The 13,581-nt window shown below is 35.6% G+C and carries 15 protein-coding genes and 5 pseudogenes; 7 read left to right on the top strand and 13 right to left on the bottom strand.

The genetic code is table 11. The annotated features are described in order from the left end of the window. Window positions 1-194: 194 nt before the first annotated feature. A complete protein-coding gene (locus tag BLQ56_RS08165; RefSeq protein ID WP_175490230.1) occupies window positions 195-359 on the top strand; it encodes an NUDIX hydrolase in 165 nt (54 codons plus the stop codon). Between the two features lie 220 nt (window positions 360-579). After that, a complete protein-coding gene (gene xerS, locus BLQ56_RS08160; protein ID WP_090852103.1) occupies window positions 580-1,659 on the top strand; it encodes a tyrosine recombinase XerS in 1,080 nt (359 codons plus the stop codon). Between the two features lie 9 nt (window positions 1,660-1,668). Here the strand turns inward: xerS and BLQ56_RS08155 are convergent, their stop codons facing one another. From BLQ56_RS08155 to BLQ56_RS08120, 7 genes and pseudogenes are all read right to left on the bottom strand, one after another. Beyond that, complete coding sequence (locus BLQ56_RS08155) at window positions 1,669-1,887, bottom strand: hypothetical protein (RefSeq protein ID WP_090852100.1); 219 nt, start codon at window positions 1,885-1,887, stop codon at window positions 1,669-1,671. A gap of 416 nt (window positions 1,888-2,303) precedes the next feature. Beyond that, window positions 2,304-2,501: a hypothetical protein gene (locus BLQ56_RS08150; RefSeq protein ID WP_090852097.1), complete on the bottom strand. Its 198-nt coding sequence runs from the start codon at window positions 2,499-2,501 to the stop codon at window positions 2,304-2,306. Window positions 2,502-2,890: 389 nt separating this feature from the next. Beyond that, window positions 2,891-3,237, bottom strand: a pseudogene (locus BLQ56_RS08145) (lysine 2,3-aminomutase); the annotation flags it as partial. A gap of 707 nt (window positions 3,238-3,944) precedes the next feature. Beyond that, window positions 3,945-4,385, bottom strand: a complete 441-nt coding sequence (locus BLQ56_RS08135) for an OsmC family protein (protein WP_090852091.1) — start codon at window positions 4,383-4,385, stop codon at window positions 3,945-3,947. A gap of 40 nt (window positions 4,386-4,425) precedes the next feature. Then, window positions 4,426-5,556: an NADH:flavin oxidoreductase gene (locus tag BLQ56_RS08130; protein WP_090852088.1), complete on the bottom strand. Its 1,131-nt coding sequence runs from the start codon at window positions 5,554-5,556 to the stop codon at window positions 4,426-4,428. Window positions 5,557-5,658: 102 nt separating this feature from the next. Next, window positions 5,659-6,312: pseudogene (locus tag BLQ56_RS08125) on the bottom strand (DsbA family oxidoreductase). Window position 6,313: 1 nt separating this feature from the next. Then, window positions 6,314-6,592, bottom strand: a complete 279-nt coding sequence (locus BLQ56_RS08120; RefSeq protein ID WP_090852085.1) for a hypothetical protein — start codon at window positions 6,590-6,592, stop codon at window positions 6,314-6,316. A gap of 460 nt (window positions 6,593-7,052) precedes the next feature. Between BLQ56_RS08120 and BLQ56_RS24245 the strand changes: the two are divergent. Both BLQ56_RS24245 and BLQ56_RS08110 read left to right on the top strand, forming a co-directional pair. Beyond that, window positions 7,053-7,154: pseudogene (locus tag BLQ56_RS24245) on the top strand (hypothetical protein); the annotation flags it as partial. A gap of 195 nt (window positions 7,155-7,349) precedes the next feature. Beyond that, on the top strand, window positions 7,350-7,967 hold the full coding sequence (locus tag BLQ56_RS08110; RefSeq protein WP_090852083.1) for a nitroreductase family protein: 618 nt from the start codon (window positions 7,350-7,352) through the stop codon (window positions 7,965-7,967). A gap of 43 nt (window positions 7,968-8,010) precedes the next feature. On the opposite strand, the gene BLQ56_RS08105 is transcribed toward BLQ56_RS08110, so the two are convergent. The 3 genes from BLQ56_RS08105 to BLQ56_RS23845 form a co-directional block, all read right to left on the bottom strand. Beyond that, complete coding sequence (locus tag BLQ56_RS08105) at window positions 8,011-8,991, bottom strand: oxidoreductase (RefSeq protein ID WP_090852080.1); 981 nt, start codon at window positions 8,989-8,991, stop codon at window positions 8,011-8,013. Window positions 8,992-9,028: 37 nt separating this feature from the next. After that, entirely contained in the window at window positions 9,029-9,190 is a 162-nt protein-coding gene (locus tag BLQ56_RS23850) for a hypothetical protein (protein ID WP_238457217.1), read from the bottom strand. A gap of 131 nt (window positions 9,191-9,321) precedes the next feature. Next, window positions 9,322-9,675: a pirin family protein gene (locus BLQ56_RS23845; RefSeq protein WP_238457216.1), complete on the bottom strand. Its 354-nt coding sequence runs from the start codon at window positions 9,673-9,675 to the stop codon at window positions 9,322-9,324. Window positions 9,676-9,901: 226 nt separating this feature from the next. On the opposite strand from BLQ56_RS23845, the pseudogene cysK reads away from it, so the two are divergent. From cysK to BLQ56_RS08085, 3 genes and pseudogenes are all read left to right on the top strand, one after another. Then, window positions 9,902-10,854, top strand: a pseudogene (cysK, locus tag BLQ56_RS08095) (cysteine synthase A). Window positions 10,855-10,994: 140 nt separating this feature from the next. Then, window positions 10,995-11,189, top strand: a complete 195-nt coding sequence (locus tag BLQ56_RS08090) for a hypothetical protein (protein WP_090852077.1) — start codon at window positions 10,995-10,997, stop codon at window positions 11,187-11,189. A gap of 21 nt (window positions 11,190-11,210) precedes the next feature. Beyond that, a pseudogene (locus BLQ56_RS08085) lies at window positions 11,211-11,462 on the top strand (OsmC family protein); the annotation flags it as partial. Between the two features lie 650 nt (window positions 11,463-12,112). Here the strand turns inward: BLQ56_RS08085 and BLQ56_RS24040 are convergent. From BLQ56_RS24040 to BLQ56_RS08070, 3 genes are all read right to left on the bottom strand, one after another. Continuing rightward, window positions 12,113-12,235 (bottom strand): hypothetical protein, encoded by a 123-nt coding sequence (locus BLQ56_RS24040; RefSeq protein ID WP_274380213.1) that lies wholly within the window; start codon window positions 12,233-12,235, stop codon window positions 12,113-12,115. Window positions 12,236-12,487: 252 nt separating this feature from the next. Beyond that, complete coding sequence (locus BLQ56_RS08075; RefSeq protein WP_090852070.1) at window positions 12,488-13,267, bottom strand: sulfite exporter TauE/SafE family protein; 780 nt, start codon at window positions 13,265-13,267, stop codon at window positions 12,488-12,490. 56 nt (window positions 13,268-13,323) lie between these two features. Continuing rightward, window positions 13,324-13,551: a sulfurtransferase TusA family protein gene (locus BLQ56_RS08070; RefSeq protein WP_090852067.1), complete on the bottom strand. Its 228-nt coding sequence runs from the start codon at window positions 13,549-13,551 to the stop codon at window positions 13,324-13,326. Window positions 13,552-13,581 lie beyond the last annotated feature (30 nt).

The raw sequence follows: 13,581 nt of genomic DNA, 5'->3' as shown, positions 1-13,581 counted from the left end.
TAACTACATGGTACCTTGTCTTTTTTAAGAAATTATTTCACATTTATGAATAATTAGAACAATTAATTGTAATTTTCTGTTATTATTTTTGTATGAAGATAGGTGGTATTGTGAAGCTTTTCACTTAAACTAACGGTCAGAATAGTTGCATAAGCAAGAAGGTATTAAATAAAAGGATTAGGGAGAGAGATTTTATGATTTCACAAGCAATAATTATAAAGGATAATAAGTTATTAATGGTGAAACAGTATGTGCAAAGAGGGGATATTGTTTGGAATTTTCCAGGTGGGGGAATTGAACGCAATGAAACTCCTGAACAGGCGTATGAGGGAAGACAAGTGCCAAGGAGATTTATTTAAACCAATTTTTTAAAATATTGTTAAAGAATTGGGTAAATAAAAAAATGACACAAAAGTCCTGAATTTTAAGGACTTTTGTGTCACTCGTCATTTGTCTTTCTACAAAACGACAAAAGGGCAACTTGCCCAAAATATACTTTATTACGTAAAATATAAATTTGACGTAATAAAGAAGGATAATTTTAATTTATGTCGAATTTATATACATGAGGTGAATTTTATGGCAAGTGAATTACAGCAACAACTTTATAAGAAATTACAAATAATCGTCAAAGAATTACCATGGTATGTTGAGGAATATATTGATCATAAGCGACGAAAACTTTCTGCAGCATCATTATTGAATTATTGTCATGACTATAGAATCTTTTTTAACTGGATCATATCTGAGCAGCTTACTGAAGGTTCAATTAAAGATGTTTCCTTGGATTTTCTAGAAACATTAACCGTGCAGCAAGTTGAAGGATTTTTACACGCACTTCAATACCAATTAAATAACAAAGAAATCACAGTCAATCGAAAATTATCAGCGTTGAAATCACTTTTTAACTATCTACAAAATATTGCAGAAACCAGAGATTTAAAGCCTTACCTCCATCGAAATGTGATGGCCAAGATTGAATTTAATGAACTAAAAGAAAGTATGGAAACCATTGCAAACAAAATGGAAGGAAAAATCTTACTAGGAGATGAATACGAGAAATTCAGGCGCTTTATTGCGAATGATTATGGAGAATTAGTGAAAGACAATAAAAAGCTAGTGAATTTTCACAAGCTAAATCAAGAACGTGATACTGCGATTGTATCTCTCATTTTAGGTTCTGGTTTACGTCTCTCAGAGGTCGTTAACCTTGATTTAGATGATATTGACTTTAGTAAATATTCTGCACGCGTCATCCGTAAAGGAAATAAAGAACAATATGTATTCTTCAGTCGAATTGCAATGGATGACCTTAAGGAATACCTGAAGATAAGAGACAAACGTTATCATGTGGAAAAAAACAACAAAGCTTTGTTTGTGGCAGCTTCAATGGGACCAAAAGGAAAAACTAGAAGGTTAACCGCGCGATCAATCGAGAAATTAATTGAAAAATATGCGGCTGCATTTGGTAAACCCTCTTTATCAGTACATAAACTAAGACATTCTTTTGCAACTAGGTATCATTCAGAAATAAACGATGTTCCTAAATTAAGAAGACAATTAGGACATTCATCTATTCAAACAACGATGATCTACACCCATATTAGAAATGATGATTTAAGGAGTGCTGTTGATAAAATGGATATTCCCAAAGAATAGATGTTGCTGCTACCGTTTTTTCTTTTTAGCATCTTTTGAGATTGGTTGAATTTTAAGACTCGGCTCCAGAAAAACATGTACATGAAAATGGTTTTCTTCAACCTCTTTCACACTCAAAACTTTGCCTTTCTTTCCTTTGATTTTAATATTCTCATCAACGGTAGGAATGTTTGTAAGGTACTGACTTAATACAATGGACCTTTCTTCAATAAAATGTACAACAGCCATCTTTTTGTCTCCTTATATTGAATTTTTTGATGCAAAGAGCATCCTATTGTATAAAATATTGAAGAAAGGTTGGATTTAGACCATATGTGGTTATATTTTGTTGAAAAACGGTGTCGTAATTGGATACCGTAAAACCCTTAAAGTTGAGAAACTAAATGAAAAATTTAACCATATAGACTAATGAAGCGAGTTTCAATAGAAAGTTACCTAATTACACGAGACATAGGTAAGATGAAATTAATGAAATAATTGAAACCATTAATGATAAAATATTTTTTGTTAGTTTACATAATATATATTATGAGAAGTTATTTCAATAAATTTGAGTTATGTCTCATTAACCTAGAATACTCGTGATATTGAGACGAAATTGATTTTTTAAAAATTATGTACGGTTCCTATAATAATCATTATGATTAAGTTCTTGCTATTAACTTAACCATAATAGTCTGGACTGTCCCGATAACTTGTTGGATGGGTCTCATAATTACTGGGTACGGGATATAAATGGTTGGTACGTCCAAATAACTCAAACATTGGAGGTCTTTTCTTGGAATTTCAACAAGCTCTAGACGATTATTTACTGTATTTGGAAGTCGAACGGAATTCTTCATTAAGGCTACCTTCTAATCAAGTATTTGTGATATTTCTTCAATCTCAAACCGACAACAACTTATTCAAAATAAGGCCTGTTTGTTGAAAAGTGATTATTCTACTCTAGATCTCTTTTTAGTAGATAAACTGATTATCACCATTACAGTGATAACTATCGTAACAGACAAAGAGTAAATAAAATAATTCATAAACAATTCCTGGACCATAGGGTTCCATAGCCGCTCCTCAACCTCCTCGCTAATCTCTTCTTCCTGATATGTCATTCCATAGACCTCATAAATAAATACATGGGGTCCCTGCAATTTCAATCGCTCTCGTACCGTCGAGTAGTCCCATTATAAAGTAGTTGTTTCTTTCATTACATTTTCAGACAGGCACCATTCACAACTCATGTTAGTTCTACTCCCCTTCTTCTGTTACGCTCCCATTTCTTCATTTCTGCTTTACATTTTTTATTCTGTAATTCATCCCGTTTTTCACGTTTATCTTTCAGCGAAAACTGTTTATCATGCATTAGTCCTATTAGACCAATATCAGAATCCTTTTTTTACTTCTGGGTAGATTCCATTGAAATAACCATCTGCTCACCCAGGCACATAACTTTCTAGTTCAGGGTATGTTTTAATTACCCCTTCAAAGTTTCGCAATACCACTTTATCCGGACTTTACGAAAATTATATAAATCGGCTGAAGCGCACTCTTCCCTCCTCTACCTGGAGCATCGCAAACGAAAGTAGTTGGTACTTCGTTTTTTTTATAAGTACCTTTCCAATACAAAAAACAGCAAATAAGAAGATTACCTTGACTGCTATTCTATGAACATATTGTTAATTAAATAAAGAATCTTGATTTTCTCTTCCTAAATATGGAGATTTTTAGTCTAAGTAATAACATCTGCTACTAAAAAAATTATTGCTTTATTAAAATACACTGAGTTTTCTCCATTTAATCCTAAATAGAAAACTGTAGAATTGTAACTTCTCTGCTATTTGTAATTTATTTAAGCTTGCTGTACTAAATGTTTTTCTTATTTTTTCTGAATACTTGAACTTTAATGTATTCAACTGTAAGATCGATTTCCTGAACCAGTTCTTGCAACTCTTCCGCATGGTACATCAAGACCTTTTCATTATACCCTCTGTTAAATCTAAATTGTTTAAAGCACCTTTTATTTGAAAAGACAAATATAAACGTTTCATCACAGGCATCCATTATAAAATTCATGTCAGTCATTTCATCAAATATATTTTTTAACCAGTGGGACAAATTTCCAAATATCGCCTTGGGACAGTCCTTCTAGAAATTGTTTCATCCCGTCATTCCTTTTCATGTATCTATCTTATTTTAATCCTAGATTAATGACTCATTTGTCAGTATAACCCAAGACTGTGAATGTCTAATAAAAAACCTCCTAGATTTCTAGGAGGATTGATCTATTAAAATTAGTCCTTTATCCATGTGGAATCAAGTTCAATACCTGCACCTTTTAGAGCAGTAAATATAGGACATCGTGAATCTGTTTTCTTTTGTAATTCAAGGATTCGGTCATGTGTTTCACTTGTTTTAACCTTCGCATTAACTATGACCTTCTCAAAATAAGGTTTTATATTTGGGTCTCCCATTAATCCTTTTGGATCCAATATACCTTTTACATCAAATACAATACCTTGTAGGTCAAAATTTAATTCTTTTGCAACTAAATTAGCAACAACATTTTCACAACCAGCGAGAGCGCCTAAAAATGTTGAAAGTGGATTAGGACCTTTATCTTGCCCTCCCATATTTGGTGGCTCATCAATTGTAAAAGTATGTTGATCCGCCGTTACTATTGTTTGCATACCATTTCCGTTTCCTGATACTTGAAAAGTCATCTTATCCGCCATAATGATCTCCTTTATAGGATTACTATTTTACTTTCATTTGTCATTTTGTTTCAAAGTCTTTAATTTTAGCATTTGGACTTAATATCTTTTCTGGATTAAACTCTGCCAATGATTCACCATTTTTCACTTTATTAACCCAATCTCCGTTAGCAAGTGCACCCTTTCCTAGAGTAACTATATCCGCCTCTCCTTTGTCGATGATTTCTTTTGCTTTTTCTGGATCTTCTAAACCTCCATTGGCAATGACAGGTAAGTTCCCATACTTTTTTGCTAAGGCAGCAAGTGAAGGCCCACCGTCACCAAAAGCAGAGTCAGTTGCTTGAGTTCCTTCGCCCTCGGGGAATGCAGGTTGCCATGCTTCATATTCTGTTACATGAATGTAATCAAGACCTGCTTGTCTTAATTGTCCAAAAATAATCTCCGCATCTTTCTCTTTATCAGCCCACTTATGTGTATAATCATTGACTTTCCCTTGCGAGATTCGAATGCCCACTGTAAAGTCCTCACCGACAGTCTCACGAACTGCTTTGGATACTTCAACTAATAGTCTTACACGATTTTCAGTTGAACCGCCATACTCGTCCGTACGTTTGTTTGTGTAATCTGTTAGGAATTGATCCAAAATATATCCATTGGCACCGTGAATTTCAATACCATCAAAGCCAGCATCCTTCGCACGTTTTGCGGATTCAACAAAGGCTTTTATCACATCTGTAATATCTTTTTTTGTTGCTTCTTTGGGCACTTGGAATGGTCCGTCTCCACCGTAAAACTTCATTTGCTCCCCTTTAGGTTGAACAGCAGATGGGCCTAATGTATCTTTTACAAAACGGTTTCCTTGAGATAAAGCACCGGCATGCATCAATTGCACAAATATTTTCCCACCTTCTTCATGAACAGCATCCGTTACCTTCTTCCATGCTTGTACTTGTTGATTATCGATAATTCCTGGTTGATCAAAATACCCTTGACTATACGTATTGTCAGGATATATTCCCTCAGTAATGATTAAACTAAATCCCCCACGAGCAAATTTCGCATAGTAATCGACCATCTGTTCCGTTGCCACTCCTTCTCGTGTAGCACTTGTACGTGTCATAGGAGCAACTCCTACACGGTTACTTAATGTTGTATTTCCTATGTTAATTTTATTAAATAAACTAGATGTCATTTTAATGTCTCCTTCATTTGTAAGTTACTTTATGTATTTTCTACATGAACTTCTTAATAAATTCGTTAAATCGTTAAAGTAATAGAGCAGGATTTTCCTGCTCTACGAACAACCATCTGGTCCGCAAACCATACCTTCAAAATTCATATCAACAAAATTTTTCTTTTTAGCCAGTTCATCTTCAATTATTTGTTCTAGTTCTTCCTTTGAACGCATACCCTGAACCTTTGTATCCCCAATGATAAACGTAACGGCCTGTATGTTTGCTTCGGAATAAGCATGTTGTAATGCCTTCTGATGTACTTCTTTATATTTCCTTGTTTCTAATACTTGACGATATTCCTTCTTATCAAGTCCCAATTCTCTTGCCAGACTTGTTAGTGTGTCAATATTTCCAATATCCTGCTCTTCCTGAAAAAATGCTTTAAGCATACGATGGTTATATTCATTTGCTTTTCCTTTTTCCTTCGCATATTGATACCCTTCAAACGCCAAATGCGTATAAGGCTGAGGTGAAACCCTTGGCAATACTATTCTTACACCAAAGTGTTCTGCCATCGGGTACACAGAATTCTTCCATGTAGTTTGGAGATAATTTCCCTCAGGTTTTAATGTTTCTGTTGGATAAGGACGTAATTCAAAAGGCATTCATTCTACTTCAACATGTTTCCCTTTTATTGCCTCTTCTAGCGGGGCCTCCGCTTTAAAACAGAATGGTCAAACATAATTAGAGTAAATTTTGATTTTAACTGACATTTTACTGGGTCCTCCTCACTACTGTTTCCTTAGTATTGAAATTAGTGTAAAAAAAGTGGGATAAAACCCACCTCTTTGTTAGAAGAATTATTCCCCTTATGTTCTTAGAGAGTATTCCCAAAACTAATCCGTAAACAACATGACCAAGGAATGTAAAAGCACCTGCAATTGGTCCGAAACCTAGAGCAAAGAACCCAGGATTCGGAATCACTTCTGCCTTTACTAATGGGTGCACCGCTCCTGTAATGGGCATTATAATTAAACCTGCAACAATCATCATCGCAAAAACGACACCATATAAGATACCTGTAACCATATTCTTTTTTGGAACAAAATTTTAGACAAAGAAAAGCAAATGCGATTCCTCCAAAAATAAAAATGAGGTAGCCAACAATAAGCGTTGATAATGCCGCTGGATCTAACCCTAGTGAGGTACCGTTTAACTAAGCAAAGTTTACATTGTGATTAAAAATACCCCCATTTACTCTTAGGAAAACCTCCATTGCCAATGTGGCCAAAAAGCCAATCTTTATGGCTGATACCAATTGTTTCATCTATAATCACTTTCCTTACAACTTTATCTTCAATTACAGTATCTTTATTTCGAGATAAATCTAACCTGGATATTCATACAAGTCAACACATTAGGTTTTGTAAAATTCATTGGTGATTGGTTACCGGGGTGTAAACAACTGGCTCCAGTTATAAGCGCAGTATCTGAATAACTCACAAATCAAGTTGAATTTTATAGTGTTGATGTTGATCACCAGCCGGGTTTGGCTCAGCAATTTGGTGTGCATGGCATCCCAACGATTGTTTATTTAAGAATGGTAACGAATTAGACCGATGAGTTGGAGCTGTTCCTGAAGAGAGAGTAAAAGAATTTTCAACTCCGTAAATGAAAAGCAGGCAATCATTATTGCCTGCTTTTAAAGTTCTCCCTCATTTCTAACTTTCTTTACCAAAAAATGTTTTAAATGTTTATCCATCAAAAATATTGGGTAACCTACAAAGCGAATACATAAAGGAGGATCATCATGGAATTAAATAAAATTATAGAAGGCCGTCGCTCAGTAAATGATTTCGAACCTAATGGTGAGATTAGCAAACAAGATATAGAGACAATCATTGAGAAAGCAACTCTATCACCATCCTCATACAATTTACAACATTGGCATTTCCTTGTCGTTCACGACCCTGATCGTAAAAAAGTGTTAAAAGAAGTGGCCTATGGTCAACAAAAGGTGGAGGATGCCGCAGCAGCCATTGTAGTACTAGGTAACCTTCAGGCTCACGAACGTGCAAAAAGTATTGCTGATGATTTATCTGAAAAAGGATATCTTCCAGAAGAGTACAAGGAAAATGTCATCAACCAAATACAAGGTTTGTATGGCAACAATGAAACCATGCAACGTGATGAGGCTATTCGTGGTGCTTCTTTGGCCGCTATGACTCTAATGTATGTGGCTCAAGACATGGGGTACGGAACATGCCCAATGATTGGATTTGACCCAGAAGGTGTACGTAAAGAATTTAATCTACCAGCACATTTAATCCCAGCCATGATGATTACTATTGGTCCAGCAAAAGAAGAAAATAACCCAAGAAAATCACGCCTATCAGTTAATGAAGTAACAACATTCAATGGTTTTTAAAAAACAAGTAGTCTCTCCTAAAAATAAGGAGAGACTTTTTCATTTAATTCCCTTTCCATCTTCTTACAAAGTAAGGGTCATCAAGTAGTGGGCGTCCAATCGCAACACAATCTGCTTTGTTTGACTCAATGATTTCTTCGGCCAATTCTATTGAATGAATTAAACCAACTGCCATAATTGGTGCGTCTGTAAATTTTTTTACTATATCCGCGTACTCCACTTGATAGCCTGGATAAACCTCAGGCGGTCTGACAGGTAACAACCCACCTGAAGAAATATGCACAGCATCAACACCGTATGGGTCGAGAGTTTTCACGATTTCACCTACCGTATCTGCCGTTAATCCTTGCTCATGATAATCACTCGCTGAATATCGAATTTGGATAGGAAAATCGTTTCCAACTTCTTTCCTTACCGCTATTAACACTTCTTTTAGAAAACGTAACCGATTTTCAAATGTTTCCCCGTACTCATCGTTTCTTTGATTAGATAAAGGTGATAAAAACTGGTGAATCAGGTAACCGTGTGCAGCGTGTAATTCAATTCCATCAAACCCCGCTTCGACAGAACGTTTTGCCGCCTCAACAAATTGCTCGATTACCTCTTGAATATCCTGTTGCGACATTTCAGCTGGCACACCATAATAATCATCGAAAGCAAGAGAACTTGGAGCCATGAATGGTCCATTATTTTCAGGTGACGACTTTCTTCCACCATGGCATAACTGAATAAACACAGGAGTATTGTGCTCGTGAATAGCATCAACAATTTTTCTTAGTGGAGCAATATGGTTATCTGAAAAAATTCCAATATCATCTTGAAAAAGTCGTCCACTTTCCGCTATGGATGTCGATTCAATAATGATTAAACCAACCTCTCCTTTTGCCCGTTCACTATAATACTTAGCATGATAATCAGTCGCATAAGCCTCTTTTGTCCCTTGACGTTGTTGCATAGGTGCCATTGCTATCCTATTTTTTAACGTTACAGTTCCAATGTTTACTGATGAAAATAATTTTGACATAATAAATCCACCTCTAATGTTGTTTTTTTGTAATATACTATTTTGGATAAACTTGTGTTGGAACCTCAATCATAATTAGCCGAAGTTCATTGTCTTTTGCCTCTATTAGAAATTCTATCTCTTCATCTGATGTGATGAGCATAAAGTCTTTATGCTTAAATTCTTTCTCCTGAATGGCTCCATCCTCACAAATAGCCAAAATTCAATCGTTCTATTAGGAAAAACAGTTTTTATTGAATAATGATCAGTTTCTTGAATTGGAAAGTTTTCATGATGGTATTGATGATAAGAAGGCTCACGTTTAATGGCTTCATTTAGAAAAGGCTCAAATCAAATTTGGAATCCTTCCATATTTGGACCTACAAAGCCCTCTTCATGCCATACTCCTGACCCGGTTTGCATAACCTGAATTCCACCTGGGCCCACGACACTTTTTGTTCCTAGTGAATCCCCATGTTCTGCTTTTCCACTTACAACGTATGTGATGATTTCAAATCCTTGGTGTGGATGCTTTGGAATATATCCTACCTTGTCTGCCTTTGCCCACGCCCAATAAAAAAGTGGGCCTACACGCATAACTTCCGATCCTTCCCCTGGGAAACCAATTGGCTTTTGTTCAGTTATCTTCCCGTTATCAAATTGACCAGTCCCCTGTTTATTAGGGGGGTATAACTTTATCTCCATATGTATTCCCTCCTTTCTTTTTACTTCTATAAAGTATCCTTCCCTGTGGATCCAAGTATTAGAGCAATTGAATAAATAATTTAGATTTTCTTTGGGAATATATCTCGAATCAAAGATAATATCTTGAATACTTTTGGACAACAAATAAGGACTATTGCCAGATGACTTTTAATGCGACGGGAAGATTAAAAGAAGGAATGTTAATTAACCAGAGAGGAATCATTTTATAAAAGTTTTCAAACCTTTAACGAATACACAAAAAATTTCCAACAACATTTTAGATCTTATTGGTAATACACCAATCGTAAAATTAAACAGTATTCAACAAGGAAATGCAGAGGTTTTGCAAAGTTAGAAATGTTTAACCCATCTTCTAGTGTTAAAGATAGAGTAGCATTATCCATGGTTGAAGATGCTGAAAGAAGGGGAGTTCTTATCCCAGGAAAGAGCACAATCATTGAACCTACTTCTGGAAACACGGGGATTGGACTCGCACTTGTTTCTGCTGTAAAAGGGTATTCTTGTATCGTTATGATCCCTGATTCAATGAGTATTGAAAGACGTAAAATTGTAAGTGGATACGGTGCAAAAGTTGAATTAACACCGGATGAAGAAGGATTTGAAGGAACCATCAAAAGAGCAATGCAATTGGTAGATAAAATTCCTCATTCATGGATTCCTTTGCAGTTTGATAATATGGCAAACCCTTCGATTCATAAGTTACTGGAAAAGAGATATGGGAGGATATGAATCGAGAGATTGACTTTTTCGTATGTGGGGTAGGTACTGGTGGAACAGTTTCAGGAATTGCCGAATATCTAAAATCCAAAAACTCAAGAATTCAAGTTATTGCTGTAGAACCTGAGAAATCCCCATTACTTTCAGGTGGAGAACCTGGAAGACACAAAATACAGGGGTCTTAACGCGGGTTTTATCGCAAATACCACGAATATCAATGTGATAGATGAAGTAATAATTGTGAAGGATGAAGATGCTTTTCAAACAGCAAGACTACTAGCAAGAAAAGAAGGAATATTTGTAGGAATATCCTCTGGTGCTGCTGCATTGGCAGCCTCCCAAGTAAGTGAAAAGATGCAAAGGGAGGACAAGAAAATTGTTACCTTATTTCCAGATACAGGGGAAAGGTATTTAAGCACCGAGTTATGGTCTGATATTTAGGGAGTTAATGGAGAAACTTCAGTATATAGTTTTATGCTTTCCTAAAGGGTATCTCCTTTAGGATTAAATCTAAAAAGAATGATTTCGGTCTAAATTGGAATATTAGAAATGTTGTTAAATTTTGAAAAGGAGGCGGAAGTATGAGTGAAGCAATTGAAATTTCCAATATTACTGTCGAACTAGATAAAAGCGGAGACCGAAGAGCCTACATTTCTGACTTTGAAGAACCTGTTTATTATGGCATGCACGGTGGTGTAAAAGACTTTTATAAATCAATACCGGAAATTGAACGTCCATCAACACTTGACCATATTGTTGCAGCAGCAGGAGGCTGACTAACCGGTACATTATCAGGTGCGCTGGCAGCGCGCAAAATCCCAACATATCCCGATAAGTTAAAAGGTTCTTTTAAAGGTACAATTGAGGCACCCGAAGGCGTGCCAAAAATCACGAAAATTGCTTGTCATTATGATTTGACGATACCAAAAGGCACACGTGAAAAAGCAGAACGTGCACTTAACGTATTTGATCGGAATTGCCCTGTTTCACAAACGCTAAAGGGCAGTGTAGAATTTGAGCATAGTTGGACAATCCTAGAAGAAGAGTAACCGTAGGGAAAAAGACAAAGTGGAGTTTGTCAGACTTTATTGTCGATGAATGATTTATAGCACTTAACTCCCAGTGCTAATACCAGTGAAGCAATAGTTTTGGAGAGAATAAAAAAGGGGAGGAGCCTGGTCTTCTTCTCTTTTGAGTACACCCTTGATACCATCACTTTTACTATCAGAATAAATTGGATTATATCCCCATCCAATTCGGTATAGCAATGAATCACCATGATTTTCTTTTCCATCTACCAAGCCATCTTTACCTGAATTAGTATTTTTCAGATTTATTCCAACGAAACTCTTCTTTTGTAGTCAACTTATCAAGTTCATTAACTTCTTTACTATTTAGTTACCATGATACGAAACCACAAAGAAAAAACCGTAAGTATTCTAGTTAAGATCCAAATGAAACATAAAAAGCCCCATCATGATGGATAAGGCTTTCTTTTTAGACTATATTTATTTCTTACTATTTATCTTCCTCTTCTTCATGCCCTTCTTCTTTTATAGGCTCTTCCTTTTTAGGGGCCTCTCGTTTTATTTCTTCACGCTTGGTTTTCTTGCGACTTTCTTACTCTTCCTCGTCATCTTTCACCTGTGCTTTTTCAGCTTCATTTTTCATAGTTTTTTCAAACTCTCTTGATATTCTTTCATTTCCTCTTGAAATGTTCTAGTTCATCTTCAAGGTCTTCTACATCATCCAATTCACCTTTAGCAATCTTTTCTAGGGTTTTTGATTTAATTTTACCTGGTTCTTCAAGTTTCTTAGACATTCATTCAAAGAATTTTTCCACGTTATTCACAAGTCTTCTTTGGCTGCTGGATTGTCAACTTTCTCCATTGCTAGAAACAGGAAATGTACCTCATTTCTTGCTCATGGATTCTAAGTTGTGCAGGTTCATCTTCATTGGAAAGGTATTTTTCTATATACATCCTTTTTCTCAAAAACGTATTTCTATAAAATACAAAGAAAAATTGCAAAGAGCATGTATCGTTTCCGCTTTTTACAACCTAGTCATACACCTTTATAGAAGAATATCCAACCAAATCTTAATTGAAGTACCCAAAATTAACAACGCTAATATCCACTGTAGTAGTTTTGTATTTACTTTCTGACCCATTTTCGCTCCCAATGGAGAAGCAATTAAACTTGCTATAACCATAATGAACGCAGGAAGAAATTCTACTTGGCCAGTTGATATTTTCCCAACTGTAGCACCAATTGATGAGATAAACGTAATGGCTAAAGAGGATGCAATTGTCACACGTGTTGGTAACTTTAAAATCACTAACATAATCGGTACCAATAGAAAGGCCCCTGCTGCACCAACGATACCTGCCCCTATACCTACAATAAAGGCAAATAATGCTGCCAACCATTTATTGAATGTAACTTGATCAGGTGGTATATCCTCTCTTCCTTTTTTCGGTAGGAACATCATAATGGCTGCAAGCAATGCTAAAATACCATAAACAAGGTTTATGATTTCTCCAGACATCATCTGCGAACCATAACTTCCTATAAAACTACCAATTAAAATACTTACTCCCATAAAGGTGATAAGTGTCTTATTTAAATAGCCACCTTTACGGTAAGCCCATACCCCACCAAGTGTTGCAAAAAATACTTGTACAGCACTAATACCTGAAACTTCATGTGGACTAAACGCTACTAATCCAAATAATGGAGGGATATAGAGTAACATTGGATATTTTATGATGGATCCACCTATACCAACCATGCCGGATATATATGAACCAATGAACCCTATCAGAAAGATCGTTATGATAAATAGTAAATCCATTTCGTTTTACCTCCTATACTATAAAAGGGAACCGTATTGGTCCCCTTCATTATTTTTTAGCCTTTTTTAATCCAGAACTTGAGTACACCATCATCTTCTGAATCTTTTAGTAACTCATGACCACCTGACTTTGCCCATGCTGAAAGATCACTTTTTGCCCCTTTATCTGTTGCATGAATTTCTAAAACTTCCCCTGCTTCTAATTCATTGATTGCTTTTTTAGTTTTTACAATTGGCATTGGACATGCTAGATTTTTTGCGTCTAATACTTTTGTTACGTTCATCCTAATATTCCTCCTAATAAATTTAGTTTA

The sequence above is a fragment of the Litchfieldia salsa genome (genome assembly GCF_900104555.1).
GTDB classification, from domain to species: Bacteria; Bacillota; Bacilli; order Bacillales; family Bacillaceae_L; genus Litchfieldia; species Litchfieldia salsa.
Note: the sequence above shows the minus strand (reverse complement) of the source record. Positions and strands in the feature narration are given on the sequence as shown.